This is a genomic window from Klenkia taihuensis, from assembly GCF_900112525.1.
GTDB lineage: Bacteria > Actinomycetota > Actinomycetes > Mycobacteriales > Geodermatophilaceae > Klenkia > Klenkia taihuensis.
Genome location: NZ_FOMD01000003.1, coordinates 682,772 through 699,291 on the forward strand (window position 1 = coordinate 682,772; position 16,520 = coordinate 699,291).

The 16,520-nt window shown below is 74.8% G+C and carries 22 protein-coding genes; 7 read left to right on the top strand and 15 right to left on the bottom strand.

Going from position 1 to position 16,520, the window contains the following annotated elements; genetic code table 11:
- Positions 1-14 precede the first annotated feature (14 nt).
- The 9 genes from BM158_RS15410 to clsA form a co-directional block, all read right to left on the bottom strand.
- Complete coding sequence (locus BM158_RS15410; protein WP_091068418.1) at positions 15-575, bottom strand: MerR family transcriptional regulator; 561 nt, start codon at positions 573-575, stop codon at positions 15-17.
- A 210-nt stretch (positions 576-785) separates the two neighbouring features.
- Entirely contained in the window at positions 786-1,274 is a 489-nt protein-coding gene (locus BM158_RS15415; protein WP_091560812.1) for a bifunctional nuclease family protein, read from the bottom strand.
- A 48-nt stretch (positions 1,275-1,322) separates the two neighbouring features.
- Positions 1,323-2,087, bottom strand: a complete 765-nt coding sequence (ftsR, locus tag BM158_RS15420; protein WP_207506621.1) for a transcriptional regulator FtsR — start codon at positions 2,085-2,087, stop codon at positions 1,323-1,325.
- Entirely contained in the window at positions 2,084-2,602 is a 519-nt protein-coding gene (gene odhI / locus BM158_RS15425) for an oxoglutarate dehydrogenase inhibitor Odhl (protein ID WP_091068425.1), read from the bottom strand. The genes ftsR and odhI overlap by 4 nt, the downstream gene beginning before the upstream one ends.
- Before the next feature lie 139 nt (positions 2,603-2,741).
- The gene (gcvH, locus tag BM158_RS15430; RefSeq protein WP_091560816.1) at positions 2,742-3,146 is read right to left on the bottom strand and encodes a glycine cleavage system protein GcvH; all 405 of its coding nucleotides are present in this window, start codon (positions 3,144-3,146) and stop codon (positions 2,742-2,744) included.
- Positions 3,147-3,162: 16 nt separating this feature from the next.
- Positions 3,163-3,921 (bottom strand): DUF881 domain-containing protein, encoded by a 759-nt coding sequence (locus BM158_RS15435; RefSeq protein WP_165628958.1) that lies wholly within the window; start codon positions 3,919-3,921, stop codon positions 3,163-3,165.
- 13 nt (positions 3,922-3,934) lie between these two features.
- Positions 3,935-4,267: a small basic family protein gene (locus BM158_RS15440; RefSeq protein ID WP_055768226.1), complete on the bottom strand. Its 333-nt coding sequence runs from the start codon at positions 4,265-4,267 to the stop codon at positions 3,935-3,937.
- A 4-nt stretch (positions 4,268-4,271) separates the two neighbouring features.
- Positions 4,272-5,204: a DUF881 domain-containing protein gene (locus BM158_RS15445; RefSeq protein ID WP_091560822.1), complete on the bottom strand. Its 933-nt coding sequence runs from the start codon at positions 5,202-5,204 to the stop codon at positions 4,272-4,274.
- Positions 5,201-5,836, bottom strand: a complete 636-nt coding sequence (gene clsA / locus BM158_RS15450; protein WP_229827374.1) for a cardiolipin synthase ClsA — start codon at positions 5,834-5,836, stop codon at positions 5,201-5,203. Before clsA ends, BM158_RS15445 begins: the two co-directional genes overlap by 4 nt.
- Before the next feature lie 97 nt (positions 5,837-5,933).
- On the opposite strand from clsA, the gene BM158_RS15455 reads away from it, so the two are divergent.
- The gene (locus BM158_RS15455; RefSeq protein WP_091560826.1) at positions 5,934-6,656 is read left to right on the top strand and encodes a GAF and ANTAR domain-containing protein; all 723 of its coding nucleotides are present in this window, start codon (positions 5,934-5,936) and stop codon (positions 6,654-6,656) included.
- A 57-nt stretch (positions 6,657-6,713) separates the two neighbouring features.
- On the opposite strand, the gene BM158_RS15460 is transcribed toward BM158_RS15455, so the two are convergent.
- A complete protein-coding gene (locus BM158_RS15460; protein WP_091560830.1) occupies positions 6,714-7,193 on the bottom strand; it encodes a pyridoxamine 5'-phosphate oxidase family protein in 480 nt (159 codons plus the stop codon).
- 97 nt (positions 7,194-7,290) lie between these two features.
- Here BM158_RS15460 and BM158_RS15465 point away from each other — a divergent pair, with 97 nt between their 5' ends.
- Positions 7,291-7,608 carry an STAS domain-containing protein gene (locus BM158_RS15465; RefSeq protein ID WP_091560832.1) on the top strand — a complete coding sequence of 106 codons (318 nt, stop codon included), beginning with the start codon at positions 7,291-7,293 and terminating at the stop codon, positions 7,606-7,608.
- A 144-nt stretch (positions 7,609-7,752) separates the two neighbouring features.
- Positions 7,753-8,487 (top strand): mechanosensitive ion channel family protein, encoded by a 735-nt coding sequence (locus BM158_RS15470; protein ID WP_229827373.1) that lies wholly within the window; start codon positions 7,753-7,755, stop codon positions 8,485-8,487.
- Positions 8,488-8,545: 58 nt separating this feature from the next.
- Here BM158_RS15470 and BM158_RS15475 read toward each other — a convergent pair whose 3' ends face one another.
- The 3 genes from BM158_RS15475 to BM158_RS15485 all read right to left on the bottom strand — a co-directional run bounded on the left by BM158_RS15475 (position 8,546) and on the right by BM158_RS15485 (position 10,582).
- Entirely contained in the window at positions 8,546-8,965 is a 420-nt protein-coding gene (locus tag BM158_RS15475) for an STAS domain-containing protein (protein ID WP_091560839.1), read from the bottom strand.
- A 145-nt stretch (positions 8,966-9,110) separates the two neighbouring features.
- A complete protein-coding gene (locus BM158_RS15480) occupies positions 9,111-10,148 on the bottom strand; it encodes an FAD-dependent oxidoreductase (RefSeq protein ID WP_229827372.1) in 1,038 nt (345 codons plus the stop codon).
- An 80-nt stretch (positions 10,149-10,228) separates the two neighbouring features.
- Positions 10,229-10,582: a nuclear transport factor 2 family protein gene (locus BM158_RS15485; protein WP_091560842.1), complete on the bottom strand. Its 354-nt coding sequence runs from the start codon at positions 10,580-10,582 to the stop codon at positions 10,229-10,231.
- A gap of 78 nt (positions 10,583-10,660) precedes the next feature.
- Here BM158_RS15485 and BM158_RS15490 point away from each other — a divergent pair, with 78 nt between their 5' ends.
- On the top strand, positions 10,661-11,455 hold the full coding sequence (locus tag BM158_RS15490) for a MerR family transcriptional regulator (RefSeq protein WP_091560847.1): 795 nt from the start codon (positions 10,661-10,663) through the stop codon (positions 11,453-11,455).
- 7 nt (positions 11,456-11,462) lie between these two features.
- Here the strand turns inward: BM158_RS15490 and BM158_RS15495 are convergent, their stop codons facing one another.
- Entirely contained in the window at positions 11,463-12,914 is a 1,452-nt protein-coding gene (locus tag BM158_RS15495; RefSeq protein WP_091560855.1) for an MFS transporter, read from the bottom strand.
- Positions 12,915-12,995: 81 nt separating this feature from the next.
- Here BM158_RS15495 and BM158_RS15500 point away from each other — a divergent pair, with 81 nt between their 5' ends.
- The 3 genes from BM158_RS15500 to BM158_RS15510 all read left to right on the top strand — a co-directional run bounded on the left by BM158_RS15500 (position 12,996) and on the right by BM158_RS15510 (position 15,186).
- Positions 12,996-13,682, top strand: coding sequence for a TetR/AcrR family transcriptional regulator (locus BM158_RS15500; RefSeq protein WP_091560859.1), 687 nt, complete (start codon positions 12,996-12,998; stop codon positions 13,680-13,682).
- A 65-nt stretch (positions 13,683-13,747) separates the two neighbouring features.
- Positions 13,748-14,650, top strand: a complete 903-nt coding sequence (locus BM158_RS15505; RefSeq protein WP_091560863.1) for an alcohol dehydrogenase catalytic domain-containing protein — start codon at positions 13,748-13,750, stop codon at positions 14,648-14,650.
- Complete coding sequence (locus tag BM158_RS15510; RefSeq protein WP_165628960.1) at positions 14,647-15,186, top strand: GNAT family N-acetyltransferase; 540 nt, start codon at positions 14,647-14,649, stop codon at positions 15,184-15,186. Before BM158_RS15505 ends, BM158_RS15510 begins: the two co-directional genes overlap by 4 nt.
- Here BM158_RS15510 and BM158_RS15515 read toward each other — a convergent pair.
- Positions 15,152-16,390 (bottom strand): alpha-hydroxy acid oxidase, encoded by a 1,239-nt coding sequence (locus BM158_RS15515; RefSeq protein WP_091560866.1) that lies wholly within the window; start codon positions 16,388-16,390, stop codon positions 15,152-15,154. The two genes, BM158_RS15510 and BM158_RS15515, sit on opposite strands and share 35 nt — an antisense overlap.
- Positions 16,391-16,520: the final 130 nt, after the last annotated feature.

Sequence of the window (16,520 nt, forward strand, 5' to 3'; positions counted from 1 at the left end):
GTACCCGGGTGGCGTTACGCGGAGGCGCGGCGCCGGCGACGGGCGGACAGCTCGTCGTCGGCCTGGACCGGGGCACCGTCGACGCGCTCGGCGGGCAGCTCGGCGAGCTCACCGGACAGCTCGCGCAGCGCGCCGGAGACGGCGATGCCGAAGACGCCCTGACCACCGGCCAGCAGGTCGACGACCTCCTCGGCGGAGGTGCACTCGTACACGGTGGCGCCGTCGGACAGGAGCGTGATGTTCGACAGCTCCTTCACCCCGCGGGTGCGCAGGTGGTCCACGGCCTTGCGGATGTTCTGCAGGGAGACGCCGGTGTCCAGGAGCCGCTTGACGACCTTGAGCACCAGGATGTCGCGGAAGCTGTAGAGACGCTGCGTGCCCGAGCCGGTGGCGGTGCGCACCGAGGGGGCGACCAGACCTGTTCTCGCCCAGTAGTCCAACTGCCGATAGGTGATACCAGCGGCGGCGCAGGCCGTCGGGCCGCGGTAGCCGAAGGCGTCGCTGTCGGCGTCGTCGTAGGAGGGAGCACCCACAGCTGCGTCGGGGAAGAGCTGGCCCTGGTTGCCGTCGCCCACGTCCGCGTCCTCCTGATAGAGCGGCCGAACCGGACACCCGGGTCGGGGCCCGGCGCTGCTCCGAGGAGTTGCACCGGGGTGATTCGTCGAACGTAGGCGCGCCCGCAGGGGCGGTCAACCGAGAGCTGCGGCGTGTCGAGGACCTCACCCCGGAGGGTGACCTGACCGTGACCTGCGACTACCCGGCTGTCACCGGGCACTCACCGAGCGTCAGGGGTTGGGGCCGGAACCCGACGGGCCGAAGAAGTCGTCCGGGGTGACCTGGTCCAGGAACTCCCGGAACTTCTCGACCTCGTCCTCCTGCTCGTCGGGGATCTCGATCCCGACCTCGTCCAGCAGGGCCTCGGCGCCGTAGATCGGGGCGCCGGTGCGGACGGCGAGGGCCACCGCGTCCGAAGGCCGGGCGCTGACCGTGCGCTGCTCGCCGAAGACCAGCTCGGCGATGTAGATGCCGTCCTTCATCTCGGTGATGTGCACCGCCTGCAGGGTGGCGCCCAGCGCGGTGACCACCTCGCGCAGCAGGTCGTGGGTCATCGGCCGCTGCGGCCGGACCCCCTGCTGCTCGAAGGCGATGGCGGCGGCCTCGACGGCCCCGATCCAGATCGGCAGGTACCGCTCGCCCTGCGTCTCCTTCAGCAGCAGGATCGGCTGGTTGCCGGGCAGCTCGACCCGGACGCCGACCACTCTGAGCTCCTGCACGGTCGTCCTCCTCGGGTCGGTGCTGGCGGTCCCAACGTACCCCGGGCCTCAGGCCCCGGCGTCGGGCCCGAGGACCTCGCGCAGCCGCAGCTCCAGCAGCGCGGTGTGCAGCTGGGCGGACAGCCCACCCAGCTCGTGCAGCTGCTCGGCGGCCCGCGCCCGGGCGTCCTCGGCGCGGGAGGCCAGGGCGGGGGCGACGACCTGCTCGAGCAGGGCCGCCTCGCGCTCGGCGCCGGTGCGGTGCACCCGCAGGTGCCGGGGCTCGATGCCGTGCTGCGCCAGCCCCGCGACCGCCTGCGCGACCGGCAGTGCACGGGAGGCGAAGGTGCCGTCGGCGGCCGGGGCGAGCAGGCCGTGCTGCACGCAGTCGGCCAGCTGGGCGTCGTCCAGCCCGGCGGCGGCCGCGAAGGCCGCCGCCGGCAGGGTGGCGTCCTCCGCCGGCCGCGGGGCCGGCTCGGCGGGGGTCGCCGGCGCGGACGGCGCGGCCGCCGGCGGCTCGGGCCGGGTCGGCTGCTCGCCGCGGTCGAGGGCGTCCAGCTGCTCCTTGATGACCCGCAGCGGCAGGTAGTGGTCCCGCTGCGCGGTCAGCACGAACCGCAGCCGGTCGACGTCGGCGGTGGAGAACTTCCGGTAGCCCGACGGCGTCCGCTGCGGGTGGACGAGGTCCTCGCCCTCCAGGTAGCGGATCTTGGAGATGGTCACGTCGGGGAACTCGTCGCGCAGGGCGGCGAGCACCTCCCCGATCGTGAACCGCGGGCGGGCGTCGGCCCCGCCGGCGTCCACCGGGTCGTCCGAGCGCGCCGCCGCGGTCACGACGTGGCGGGCTCGCCGGTGCGCGGACCGGTCAGGTAGACCAGCCGGAACTTGCCGATCTGCACCTCGTCGCCCCCGGCGAGGGAGGCCACGTCGACCGGCTCGCGGTTGACGTAGGTGCCGTTGAGGCTGCCGACGTCGTGCACGGTGAAGCCGCCGCCCTCGCGGTGGAACTCCACGTGCCGGCGGCTGACGGTCACGTCGTCGAGGAAGATGTCGCTGTCGGGGTGCCGCCCGGCGGTGGTGACCTCCTGGTCGAGGAGGAACCGGCTGCCGGCGTTCGGGCCGCGCTTGACCACCAGCAGGGCCGAGCCCGCGGGCAGGGACTCCACGGCGCCCGCGTGGGCGTCCAGCGGGGTCTCGCCGGTCTGCGGGGCCTCGCCGGAGTCCTCGCCGCCGACCTTGGGGATGACGCTGGTGGACTCCCCCGCACGCTCCGGGGAGAGGGCCGAGCCGCACTGCGCGCAGAAGCGACTGCCCTCGGGGTTCTGGTGTCCACATCGAGTGCAGTGCACGGTGTCTCCTCCGGTGTGCAGGCGGCAACGGCGCGGACCCAGTGCTCGGGTCGCGGTCGTGCCAGGGGGGCGTTCGATCGTCCGGGCGAGCATAGTGATCGCCGGGCCCGGGGCACCCGGGGGTGCCCCGGTCGGCGCGTCAGCCCTGGTCGACCAGGGCCTGGTAGGCGGCGGCGTCGAGCAGGCCGTCGGTGGGGTCCTCGGCGTCGCCGGTGACCTCGATCTCGAGCAGCCAGCCCTCGCCGTAGGGGTCGGAGTTGACCGTCTCCGGCGTCTCGGCCAGCGCGGCGTTGACCGCCGAGACCGTGCCGGCCAGCGGCGCGTAGACGTCGGAGACGCTCTTGGTGGACTCCACCTCCCCGACCGGGTTGCCGGTGGTGAGCTCCTCGCCCACCTCGGGCAGCTGCACGTAGACGATGTCGCCCAGGGCGTCCTGGGCGTGGTCGGTGATGCCGATGCGGACCACGGTCGCCGCACCCGAGGTGCCCTGGACCTGGGCCCACTCGTGCTGGTCGGTGTAGCGCCGGTCGTCGGGGGTGGCCATGCGGCAGGGTCTCCTCTTAGTCGGTGGGGTCAGCGTATTGAGGCTGGTCGAGGGGTCGCAACGCGTCGACGACGACCTCCTCGGACTGCACGATCGACACGTCGCCGCCCCTCTGGCGCACCGTGGCGCTGACCCCGCCCGGGATGTCCATGGCGGTGGCCAGCACCTGGGGGTCGCCGATCACGACGACGACGTAGGGCGCGGCGACGTCCTGGCCGTCGATCTGCAGGGCGCCGGCGGAGCCGGTGACGGCGCTGCTGACGCCGATGCGGACGTCGTCGACCTGCATGGTCTCCGCGCCGGCGCCGCGCAGCTCCTGGATGGCGTTGAGCAGGTTGGCCGGGCTGAGCTCCCCGCCCGGGTCCTCGATGGTCATCCGCAGGCCGGGGCCCTGGGCGGCGATGCTGCCGTTGAGGATGCCGAGCTCGGTGGCCCGCTGCTGGGCCTCGGCCAGCGCCGCGGCGGCCTGGCTGTCGGTGTCGGACAGCTGGCCCAGCGCGGTGCGCTGCTCGGCGATCTGCTCGCGCAGCCGGTCCTCGCGGGCGTTGACGTCGTCGAGGATGCGGACCAGGTCCTCCTCGCGGGCGCCGGAGTAGGTGGTGTCGGTGTCGTTGCTGCGGACCTGGACGGCGAAGGCGAACCCCAGCAGCAGCGTCAGGACGCCGATGAGGGCCGCGGCCAGCCGGTCGCGCCGGCGGTGCCGCAGCCGGTGCCACAGCGAGGGCTGGTCGGCCGGCCCCGCGGTCGTCCCCTCGGCGGGAGCGTCGTCGTCCACGGCGGTGCTCCCCTCAGGCCCGGAAGAGGTGGCGTCGGATGGCGGCGGCGTTGCCGAAGATGCGGATGCCCAGGACGACGACCACCGCGGTGGACAGCTGGGCGCCGACGCCGAGCTGGTCACCGAGGAACACGATGAGCGCGGCGACCACCACGTTGGACACGAAGGACACCACGAAGACCTTGGCGTCGAAGATCCCGTCGAAGCGGGCCCGGATGCCGCCGAAGACGGCGTCCAGCGCGGCCACGACGGCGATCGGCAGGTAGGGCTGCAGCCACACCGGGACGCTGGGGTCCAGGAGCAGGCCGAGCACCACGCCCACCGCGAGGCCGAGGATGGGGATCACCGGGTCAGTCTCCGCCGTCGCCGGTCGAGGACGGGGCGGGGGTCCCACCGGCCGGCGGGTCCTCGGGGGTGATCGGGCCGGCCGAGCGCAGCTCGGTGCTGCTCGCGCCGGGCAGCTCCAGGTCGTCGGAGCGGCCGAAGGTGAACACCCAGTCGTAGGTGACCTGCAGGTTGGCCAGGTAGTTGGCCTCGGGGGTGCGCAGGAAGCGGTTCTGCAGCGTCTCGGGGTCGCCGATGGCCAGCACCTCGTAGGGGCTGGTGACCGGCCGCAGGTCGACCAGGACCGCACCCCCGGCCTGCCGGATGGTGGTGGTCGGGCCCAGCCGCTGGCCGCCCACGCTGATCGCCTCGGCGCCGGCCGACCACAGCGCGTTGACCAGCAGCTGCAGGTCGCGGTCGAGCACCTGGGCGACCTCGGTGTCGGCCGGGGTGCGCCCGGCGACGGGGTCGTCGTCGGCCGAGGGCAGGGCGTTGCCGAGGGTGACCGTCAGCCCGGGGCCGCGCACCGGCTCGGTGGCGGCGCCGGCCTCCTGGCGGGCGAGCTGGTCCAGGGCGAGCTGGCCGCCGGTCGAGGCCGACAGCGCCTGGTCGCGGGCCGCGCTGACCTGCCCCTGCAGCTGGGCGAGGGTGGCGACCAGGTCGTCGGTGACGCCGGACTCGCGGTCGATGTCGGCGATGAGCGCCGCCCGGATCTGCTGCCGGCCCTCGGAGCCGGCCGAGGCCTGGTCGTAGGTCAGCGCGGCGAGCAGGCCGGCCAGCACCATCGTGACCGCGACCAGCGCCTGCCCCCGCCACCGTGCGCCTCGGCTGGGGGCCGGCCGGTCGGCCCGCGCCTGCGCGGCGCGGGCGTAGGCGGGGTCGACGGTCTCGGCGAGCACCTGGTCCAGCAGCGAGGCGCCCAGCGAGCGGGTGCGGGATGCCTGCTGCGTGGTGCTCACGCCGCCACCCGCTCCGCCCGGGCCTGCCGGACCAGCCCGACCGCCTGCACCACGTACAGGGCGGCGGACAGCAGGTACAGCGCGCCGCCCCAGATGGTCAGCGCGTAGCCGATCGGCGCGACGACGGTGGCCAGCCAACCGGTGCCCGCGGCCAGCAGCAGCAGCGGGAAGGCGTAGAGGAAGAGGAAGGTCGCGGCCTTGCCCAGGTAGTGCACCTGCAGCGGCGGCCAGCCGTAGCGGCGCAGCACCAGCAGGACCAGCGCCAGCACCAGCTCCCGGGCCACGATCGCGGCCACGAACCACAGCGGGACGACGTCGCGGATGACGAAGGCGACCAGCGTGGCGACGATGTAGAGCCGGTCGGCGGCGGGGTCGAGCAGGGCGCCCAGCCGGCTGGACTGGCCCAGGGCCCGGGCCAGCTTGCCGTCGGCCCAGTCGGTGACGCCGGAGACCATGAGGACGACGACCGCCCAGCCGTCGGCCTGCGGGCCCAGCAGCAGCCACAGGAACAGCGGGACGCCGAGCAGGCGCAGCACCGACAGCGCGTTGGGGACCGTCCAGACCGCGTCACCCAGGTCGTCGCGGGACGGCGCCGGGGCCGCGCTGCCGTTCCTGCCCTGGGCGCGCGTCACGGGGGCCAGGCTAGTGCCCGGGTCCGACGCCGAGGGGCGAACCCGGGCCGGAGGGGGCACGGTGGGTCCAGGACCGGGCGTGCGCCCGGGGAGGGCGGTGGGTCGGGTGCAGGCGGCGGGCACGACCCCGGAGGGCGGCGGGCTGGCCGCGCGGCTGCACCGGCTGCTCGTGGTCCAGCAGTCGGTGCCGTCGGTCGGCCTGCTGGTGGCCCGGCACGTGGAGGCGGCGGTGCCGCGGGCGGCGGCGGCCTCGCTCACCCTGGTGCGCGGCCGGCGGGCGGCGACGGTGGCCGCCACGGGTCTGCTGGCGCACGAGCTCGACGAGGCCCAGTACACCGAGGGCACCGGCCCGTGCCTGGACACCGCCCGCTCCGGGCAGCCGCACCTGATGACCGACGCGCGCACCGACGACCGCTGGCCGGCGCACACGGCCGAGGCGTGCCGGCGCGGCACGCTGAGCTGCCTGTCGGTGCCCGTGCCGCCCCAGCACGGCATCCGCGCGGCGGTGAACCTCTACGCCGAGCCGGCCGGTGCCTTCGGCCCCGCCGATGCCGAGCACGTGGCGGGCGAGCTGGCCGGGGTGGCCGTGGCGCTGGCCAACGTGCTGGACCACGAGGACCTGGTGGCCGCGGCCACGGGGGTGCGGCAGGCCGCGGAGAGCCGCGCGCTCATCGAGCAGGCCAAGGGGCTGCTCATGCACGAGCACGGCTGGGACGCCGACGAGGCCTTCGCCGAGCTGCTGAAGCGGTCCAACGACACCAACGTCCGGGTGCGCGACCTGGCCGCGGCGATGGTGGCCTCGGCGGGCCGGGACGGCTGACCGGCCCACCGGCGACCCGCGCACGCGCCCGGCGGCACACGTGCGCGGGTCGTGCGGTCAGGGCAGCTCGACCTTCTCGTTCTCGCCCACGTGGGTGCGCTCGCCCGACGCCTTGGCCTTCACGAAGCTCAGCGCGGTGGCCACCGCACCCGGGGTGTCCCAGTACTCCGCGCTGTCGCCGTCGACCTTGATCAGGACCACCGAGGGGTCCTCGGGGCCCTGCGGGAGCCAGGCCTCGGCGCCGGAGTTCCACAGCTCCTTCTTCTTGGCCACGTCGGTGACGACGCTGCCGTGCCCGGAGATCGACACCCATGCGCTCCTGGACCCGGTGGTCACGTTGACCTCCGGGTTGGCCTGGATGCTCTTCGCCGGACCGCCGTCGGCCTCGGCGAAGAACCACAGGTCACCGTCGAACTCGACTTCCTGCAGCGACATCGGCCGGCTCTGCAGCGAGCCGTCCGCGCCGACCGTCGTCAGCATCGCCATCTTCTCGTCCGCCACCAGCTCGCGGACCTTCTCCACACCGTGCTCGGCCACGGGTCCTCCTCCTCTGTCGGGTGCCCGCACCCCTTTCCCCGCCACCCCGGGGTCGAACCGCGGTCGCCCGCGTGCGGGGCGCTAGGGTCGGCACGCCATGGACGACGACGACCTCCCCGACCTGGACGCCATCACCTCCGGCTCCATCACCGTCGACGGCAGCACGTTGGTGCTGGCCGGCGACGTCGACTTCGCCCTCGTCAACGCCTGGGAGCGTTCTGCGCAGGCCGTCGGCGACGTCGAGCGCATCGACGCCGAGCGCGTCACGTTCATGGGCAGCGCCGGGATCACCCTGGTCATCAAGATCGCGCGGGCGGCCGAGCCGCGCACCGTGGAGCTGGTCCACCCCAGCCGGCCGGCCCTGCGGCCGCTGCAGGCGATGGGCGTGGACAAGCTCCTGCGCGTCACGCCCTGACCGCGCGGGCGACCGCGTCCCCTACCGGCTTACGGTGTAGGGAACCTGTTCCTCCAGACGGTTGTGGGCACAGATCGGCTGCGCCCGGGTACGCCGGGGCCCATCCCGGGCCCCGGCATGGTCGAGCCAGACCCTGGAGAACCCGTGAACGACATCGGCCGGTCCTCGCGCGACGCGCTGGACACCGTCCTGCAGTTCCTGCCCCGCCTCGTGCTCTTCCTGCTGATCCTCGCGATCGGCTACTCCATCGCCAAGGCGCTGGAGAAGATCATCGTGCGGGTGCTCGACCGGGTGGGCTTCGAGCGCGCCGTCGAGCGCGGCGGCATCAAGCGGGTGCCCGCCAACTCGCAGTACGACGCCGGGCAGATCCTGGCCCGCATCGTCTTCTACGCCGTCATGCTGTTCGTGCTGTCCACCGCGTTCGGCGTCTTCGGCCAGAACCCGATCAGTGACTACCTGTCGGCCGTCATCGGCTACCTGCCGCGGGTCTTCGTCGCCATCCTCATCCTGGTCATCGCCGCGGCCGTCGCCGCCGGCGCCAAGCTGCTGGTGCAGAACTCGCTCGGGTCGCTGTCCTACGCCCGGGTGCTGGCCAACGCCACCTCCACGCTGATCCTGGCGCTGGGGATCATCGCCGCGCTGGACCAGCTGCAGATCGCCCAGAGCGTCGTCAACGCCGTCCTCTACGCCACCCTCGCCGCCGTGGTCGGGGTCGTCGTGGTGGCCGTCGGCGGTGGCGGCATCGTCCCCATGCGCCAGCGCTGGGAGAAGGTGCTGGACAAGGTCGAGTCCGAGGCGCCGGCCGCGCGCCGGGAGGTGCAGAGCACCGGCAACCCGGTCGACGCCGTCCGCGACGAGGCGCAGCGCTACACGAACTGACGCACGGCACGACGGCCCGGGCGCACCGCGGTGTGCCCGGGCCGTCGCGCGTCCGGGGTCAGCCGACGGGGCGGACGTCGAACAGCCGGTCCAGCCCGCTCAGCCGCAGCGGGCGCAGGGCGGCCCGGCTGGCCCACAACGGGACGCCGGTGCCGCGCACCCGGGCCACCTCGGCCAGCAGGGACAGGCCAGGGCTGCCGAGGAAGCTCACCCGGCGGCCGTCGATGCAGTCCACGCCGTCGAGCCGGCGGTCGGCCGCACGGAAGGCCAGGCACAGGTCGGTGCCGACGTCGCCGGAGAGCACCAGCGTGCCGGCGACGGTGGTGATGGAGCCGCCCGGGACCGAGACGCCGTCGACGGGGACGCCGTCGGGACGGCCGGTCTCGGGGTCCTCGGCCAGGGGGCAGTCCAGGTGGGGCTCGTGGGCCTCGGGCCCTTCGTCCGACCGGCCCGCCGCGTGCTCGATGGGCTCGTGCATCCGTTGCTCCTCAGCGCCCGACCACCGGGCGCACCGTTCGCGGACCGGGCGGTCCACGACAGGGAAGGGAACAGGATCGACCGGATGTGGTCGACTCCCGCTCACCTGGACGGGTGGGCTCGACGTCAGAACCCGGGTGAGCAGCTTACTTCGTAAGCGAGTCCGACGGGGTCGGCGCCGCGCGCTGGTCGAGCAGATCGCCCGCGATCGCGACCACGGCCTCGGCGCACCCCCACGAGAGGGTCAGCCCCGCTCCCCCGTGCCCGTAGCAGGCCACGACCGGGACGGCGAACCCCGGCACCGGCCCCAGCCGCAGCGTCGAGCGCGCCGGGCGCAGACCGTGTGCGGCGCCCAGGACCTCCTGGCCGGCCAGCGCGGGCACCGCCGCGGTGACCCGGCGGAGGATCCCCTCCTGCACCCGGGGGTCGACCGCGGTGTCCGCGGGGTCGACGACGGCGGTGCCGCCGCAGACGACGTCCTCGCCGCGCGGGATGACGTAGGTCAGGCCGGCCGGGTCGTCCTCGTCGAGCAGCCAGTCGGTCAGCCCCGGGTTGGCCAGCCGGACGACCTGCCCGCCCACCGGGGTGCCCGGGTCGGGGTCGGCCAGCAGCGCACCGGAGCGCGCCCCGGCGGCCACCACGACCACGTCGGCGGAGGTCGCACGGGCGGCGACGTCGACGTCGTGCACCTCGGCCTGCTCGACCAGCACGCCCAGGACGGCGGCGCGCTCCGCCAGCCAGCGCAGGTAGTGCGGGGTGTCGGCCACGGGCAGTGCGGCACGCACCCCGGAGACCGCGCCGGCGGGCACCTCGTCGGGGCGGGCCTCGCGGTACCGGATCGCCGCCGCCGTCCACGACCGGTCCGGGTCCGCGGTGCGCTCGACGACGGTGCCCTCCCGGACGGCGACCGGCACCCCGTCGGTGGCGGCGAGCTGCTCGAACCGGGCGCGGGAGCGCAGCAGCACGTCGCCCGCCCCCGGCTCGGTGGTCACCCGGTAGGGGAACCACAGCCCGCCGGCGACCCCGGACACCGACTCGTGCGCCGACCGGTCGGCCACGACGGTGACCGCCGCCCCGGAGATGGCCAGGTCATGGGCCACGGACAGCCCGACGACCCCGGCCCCGACGACGGTGGCGCGCACCTGCCGCTCCCCCGCCCGGGGCGTCCCTCCGGCCTGCAGCACCGCGCACCACCTCGTCGACCTCGTCCGCCGTGACCCATGACACCACGGCGGCCCGGCGGCACGGTCCGGGACGTGCGGCCTCAGCCGACGTGGCCGGCGATCACCAGCTCGGCGATGCGGTCACCGCGCAGGGCGAACCGGTAGTCCAGGTCGGCGGTGCCGCCCGGGAAGGTGCCCTCCAGGTGCACGGTGACCGTCCAGTGGTCGTCGTCGACGCGGGCGGTGCCGGTCTGCTCGGTCGTGTACCGGAACTCCGAGCCGGCGTCCCGGAGGAAGGCGTGCACCTCGGCCCGACCGCGGAAGGTCTCGGCCTGGTCGACGACCACGGCGTCGTCGGCGAGGAAGGCCGAGGCGGCATCGGCGTCGCGGGCGGTGTGCGCGGCCATGAAGTCGCGGACGGTGGGCGGGAGCTGGGTGTCGGTGTTCGTCGTCATGGCCCGACCGTGCGGCCTCGCGGCGCGGGAGGGTCAAGCGCTGGACCCTCCCCCCGGGGGAGGGTCGATGATGCCCGGGTGCTGTCGATCGGTGAGTTCTCCCGGCTCACCCACCTCACCGTGCGGACGCTGCGCCGCTACCACGACGCCGGCCTCCTCGAGCCCGCGGTGGTGGACGACGTGACCGGCTACCGCTGGTACTCCGTCGACCAGGTCCCGACGGCGCAGGTCATCCACCGGCTGCGCGAGCTCGACGTCCCGCTGGCCGACGTACGGGCGATCCTGCGCACCCCCGACCCGGGTGCGCGGGGCCGGCTGGTCGCCGGGCACCTGCAGCGGCTGGAGGCCGAGCTGGACCGCACCCGGGCCGCGGTGGCGTCGTTGCGCCGGTTGCTGCGGCCCGACCCGGCGCCGGTGGCCGTGGAGCTGCGGGCCGAGCCGGCCCGCACGGTCGCCGCGGTGTCGGCCGTGGTGGACCAGGACGACGTCGCCGCCTGGTTCGCCGGTGCGGTGGCCGAGCTGGTGGCCGCGGTCGGCGGGGCGGCGACCGGGCCGTTGGGTGGCACCTACGACGACGCCCTGTTCGAGCAGGGCCGGGGCCGCGCGCTGGTGTACCTGCCCACCCCCGTCCCGCCGCGCGCCGGCCGGGTGCAGCCGGTGACCCTGCCGGCGGCCGAGCTCGCGGTGACCACCCACGTCGGCGACCACGACACCGCCGACGTCACCTACGGCGGGCTGGGCACCTGGGTCGTCGGCAACGCGATGGCCGTCGACGGGCCGGTGCGCGAGCGCTACCTGGTGGGGCCGGAGGACTCCCCCGACCCGGCGGCCTGGCGGACCGAGATCGGCTGGCCGGTGTTCCGGGTCGGGTGAGCCGGGCTCAGTGGTCGTCGGTGGCGCGGGAGTCGGTGAGCGACAGCGCGCCGTAGGTGGCGACCAGGCCGACGACGCCGGCCAGGAGGAGGTAGGTGACGCGCTCCCCGCCGTAGAAGGACGCGACCAGGTCCGAGGTCCACACCCCGGTGGGCAGCGTCGTGGTCACCAGGGCGGCGATCGCGGTGCCGACGACGGCGGTGCCCAGGCTGGAACCGACCTCCTGCGCGGTGTCGTTGAGCGCGGCGCCGATGCTGGTGCGGTTGGCCGGCATCGCCTCGACCAGGGCCACCGCGCAGATGGTCATGATCGTCCGCAGCCCGAGGGTGAGCACGACCATCGAGACGGCGATGGCGACGTAGCCGTGCTCGACACCCCAGGCCATGCCGAGCAGGGACACCACCAGCAGGCCGGCGCCGACCAGGCAGGCGGTGCGGTGGCCGAAGCGGGCGGCGAGCCACTCGGAGAGCGGGGTGGCGGCGATCATCGTGACGATGAGCGGCAGGTTGGCCAGCCCCGCCTTCATCGGGCTCCAGCCGTAGGCGTACTGGAAGTGCAGGATCAACCCGAACATGACGCTGGCCATCGTGATCGAGGCGGCCATCTGGGTGATCGCCGCGCCCCGGGCCGGTCCGCCGGCGAACAGGCGCAGGTCGACCATCGGGAACTCGGCCGCCCGCTCGTGCCGGACGAACCAGGCGCCGGCGACGACCGCGCCCAGGGCCGCGGCCAGGGTGACCGGGGAGAGCCAGCCGTGCTCGACGCCGCTGGTGAGGGTGTAGCAGCCCAGGCCGACGGCGGCGACGGTGAGGACGGCGCCGGGCAGGTCCAGCGGGTCCGACGTCAGGTCCGCCCGCCGGTCGGCCGGCACCCCCAGCCGGACGCCGATCCAGGCGACCAGCGCGATGGGTGCGTTGACCACGAGCAGCCAGGTCCAGCTGACGTGGGTCAGCACGGTGCCGCCGAGCAGCGGGCCGAGCACGAAGCCGGACATCCCGACGACCATCACGACCGTGATGGCGCGCATGCGCAGCTTCTGGTCGTCGAAGAGGCGGAAGATCAGCGACATCGTCACCGGGGCCATCGCGGCGGCGGCCAGGCCGAGCGCGGCGCGCAGCGCGATGAGCTCGCCCGGGGTGGTGACGAGCAGGACGGCGAGGCTGACCGCGCCGAAGGCGGCGAGGCCGGTCAGCAGGACGCGGCGGCGGCCGAGCCGGTCGGCAGCGGCGCCGGCGGTGAGGAGCATGCCGCCGAAGGTCAGGGAGTAGGCGCCGGTGACCCACTGCAGGGCGGTGGTCCCGCCGCCCAGGTCGCGGCCGATGGTCGGCAGCGCGATCGACAGCAGGGTGTTGTCGACCATCTCGACGAAGAAGGCGAGGCAGAGCGCGGCCAGCGGGATCGCGGCGGCGCGCAGCGTGGTGTGGGTGGGCGCGGGAGCGGTGGAGGGGGTGGTGGTCATGTCACACCTCAGAGTGATCGAACGCCGTTCGATTCTCGAACGCGGTTCGAAAGATAGAACAGCGTTCGATAGAGTGCAAGCATGACCGGGCGACGACGGGTGACCCACTCGCTGGAGGCGGTGCTGGAGGAGGCCATCGCCCTGCTCGACGAGGCCGGCGAGCCGGCGCTGACCTTCCGGGCACTGGCCGGCCGCCTGGGCGGCGGGGTGGCCAGCATCTACTGGTACGTCGCCAGCAGGGACGAGCTGCTGGACCGCGCCACCGACGAGGTGATGGGCCGCCTGCTCGAGGGGACGGCCGACCTCGGCGAGGGGCCCGACCCGGTGGCGGACCTGCGCGCCATGCTCCTGGCGCTGTTCGAGGAGATGCGCCGCCGGCCCTGGTTCGGCACCTACATGCTGCGCAACACCGGCCTGCAGCCGAACTCCATGCTGATGTTCGACCGGCTCGGCCAGCAGACCATGCGCCTGGACCTGACCCCGAAGCAGCGCTTCCACGCGGTGTCCTCGCTGGTCAGCTATGTCGTCGGGGTCGCCGCGGACATGGCGCAGCCGCCGCCGCAGGAGTTCCTGGACAGCGGCCTGGAGCCGGCCCGGTTCCTGGAGCTGTACGCCGACCGGTGGCGCGCGCTGGACCCGGAGCGGTACCCCTTCGCCCACCACGTGGCCGACGAGTTCGCTGTCCACGACGACGAGGACGTCTTCCGCTCCGGGCTGGACCTGCTCCTGGCCGGCATCCGGGCCCAGGCCGGCGGTCACGGCAGCTGACGGAAGCCCAGCGGGCCCGGCGCGGTTGGCGTCCCACGAGGACGACACCCCGACCTGGAGGACCCGTGCTGGCTGCCCGCTACCACCGCTTCGGCGACCCCGACGTGCTCGTCGTCGAGGAGGCCCCGGAGCCCCACGCCACCGCGGGGTCGGTCCGTGTCCGCGTCCGCGCGGCCAGCGTGAACCCCATCGACGTCCTGCTGCGCGCCGGGCACCTGCGGGACGTCGTCCCCCTCCCCCTGCCGGCGATCCCGGGGCGGGACGCCGTCGGCGTGGTCGACGAGGTCGGCGAGGGGGTGGACGGCGTCTCGGTCGGCGACCTGGTCCTCGGCCTCGGCGGGCTGGCCGACACGACCGCCCAGTTCGCGGTGCTCACCGCCTGGGCCCCGGTGCCCGACGGCTGGACGACGACCCAGGCCGCCGCAGCCGGGCTGGCGTCGGCGACCGCGGCCGCGGCACTGGACGCGCTCGGCGAGCTGGACGGCCGCACCCTGCTCGTCGAGGGCGCCTCGGGTGCCGTGGGCGGTGCCGCGGTCGCCCTCGCGGTGGCCGCCGGCGCCCGGGTCGTCGGCACCGGGCGGGAGTCCGCGCACGAGCACCTCCGCGCGCAGGGCGCCCTGCCCACCACCTATGGCCCCGGCCTGGCCGACCGGGTCGCCGCGCTGGCACCCGGGGGCGTGGACCTGGCGCTGCACCTCGCCCCGTCGCCGTCCCTGCCCGACCTGGTCGCCGTCGTGGGCGACCCCGCCCGGGTGGTGACGGTGGTCGACCCGGCCGGTGCGGCCCGCCTCGGCGCGCGGCGGGTCGACGCCCGCAACGAGTCGGCGCTGCTGGAGCGCACCGCCGAGCTCGGCCGGGCCGGCCGCTGGGCCCCCCAGGTCGCCGCCGAGCTCCCCCTCGACGAGGTCGCCCGGGCGCACGCCCTGGCCGAGAGCGGCGCCGGCAAGGTCGTCGTCACGCTCCCGTGAACCTGCGCGACGGGACGCCGATCAGCACCCGCCGGCTCCTGCTGCGGCCGTTCCGGGCGACCGACGCCGGTGCCTTCCTGGCCTACCAGGACCACCCCGACGTCCGCCGTCACCTGCCCGGGACCGCCATGGACGCCGACGCCGCCCGCCGGTACGTCGCCGTGCAGGCCGCGATGTCCGGCGAGGAGCGGGACGCCTGGCACGGCTGGGTCCTCGAGCACCGCGACGACGGCCGGGTGGTCGGCGACGTGGGCGTCTGGGTGCCGGCCGGTGACCCGCCCCGCGGCGACGTCGGGTTCCAGCTCGCGCCCACCCACCACCGGCAGGGCCTGGCCACCGAGGCGGTGGCCGCGCTGTGCCGCCACCTGCTCGACGTCGCCGGCCTCGCGCGCCTGACGGCGGGGTGCGACGCCGCCAACGCCGGCTCGCGGAGGGTGCTGCGGGCCGTCGGCATGGTCGAGCTGCCCGTGCCCCCGGCCGGCCAGCGGGCCTTCGAGCTGCTCAGCCGCGCGGCAGCAGGCGGTGCAGCTGGGTGACGTGCCGGGGCTCGAGCTCGGCGACCGAGGAGACCCCGAGCAGCCGCATGGTGCGCACGATCTCCGTCCTCAGGATGGCGATCGTCTTGTCCACGCCCTCGCGGCCACCGGCCATCAGCCCGTACAGGTAGGCCCGGCCGATCATCGTGAACGAGGCGCCCAGCGCCATCGCGGCCACCACGTCGGCGCCGTGCATGATCCCGGTGTCGACCATGACGCAGGCGTCGTCGCCGACCTCCTTGCGCACCGCGGGCAGCAGGTGGAAGGGCACCGGGGCCCGGTCGAGCTGCCGGCCGCCGTGGTTGGACAGCACGATCCCGTCCACCCCGGCGTCCAGCAGTCGCACGGCGTCGGCGACGGACTGCACGCCCTTGACCACCAGCTTGCCCGGCCACATGCCGCGGATGACGTCGAGGTCCTCGTAGCCGATCGTGGGGTCCATCGCCATGTCCAGCAGGTCCCCGACCGTGCCGCCGGTGGTCGACAGCGAGGCGAACTCCAGCTTCGGGGTGGTCAGGAAGTCCCACCACCACCACGGCCGCAGGCTCGCATCTAGCACCGTGGAGGCGGTCAGCTGCGGCGGGATGGAGAACCCGTTGCGCCTGTCCCGCAGCCGGGCCCCGGCGATCGGGGTGTCCACGGTGAACTGCAGCGTGTCGAACCCGGCCGCGGCGGCCCGCTCGACCAGGCCGTAGGAGATCGACCGGTCGCGCATCACGTACAGCTGGAACCAGTTCCGCCCGTGCGGGTTCGCCGCCCGGACGTCCTCGATCGTCGTCGTGCCGAGGGTCGAGAGCGTGAACGGGATCCCTGCCGCGGCCGCTGCACCGGCGCCGGCGGTCTCGCCCTCGGTCTGCATCAGCCGGGTGAACCCGGTCGGGGCGATGCCGAAGGGCAACGCGCTGAGCCCGCCGAGCACCTGCACCGAGGTATCCACCTCCACCGCCGGGCGCAGCACGTCGGGGTGGAACTCCACGTCGGCGAACGCCTGCCGGGCCCGGGCCAGCGACAGCTCGCCCTCCGCGGCGCCGTCGGTGTAGTCGAACGCCGCCCGCGGAGTGCGGCGCTTGGCGATCGCGCGCAGGTCGGCGATGGTCTGCGCGCCCTCCAGCCGCCGCTTCCTGCCGTTCAGCTGGGGCTTCTTGAACCTCACCAGCTCCAGCAGCTCGGCGGGGCGGGGGGCCTGGCGGCGGACCCGGCTCATCGGCGGGCCGCCGGCAGGTCGTCCCGGGAGCGGTCGGCGGCCACGGGACCCCGGTCGAGCAGGGAGAGGTCCAGGACGGTCAGGGCGGGGGTGTTCACAGGGCGGTCTCCGGGCTGGGTGGAGGGGCGGG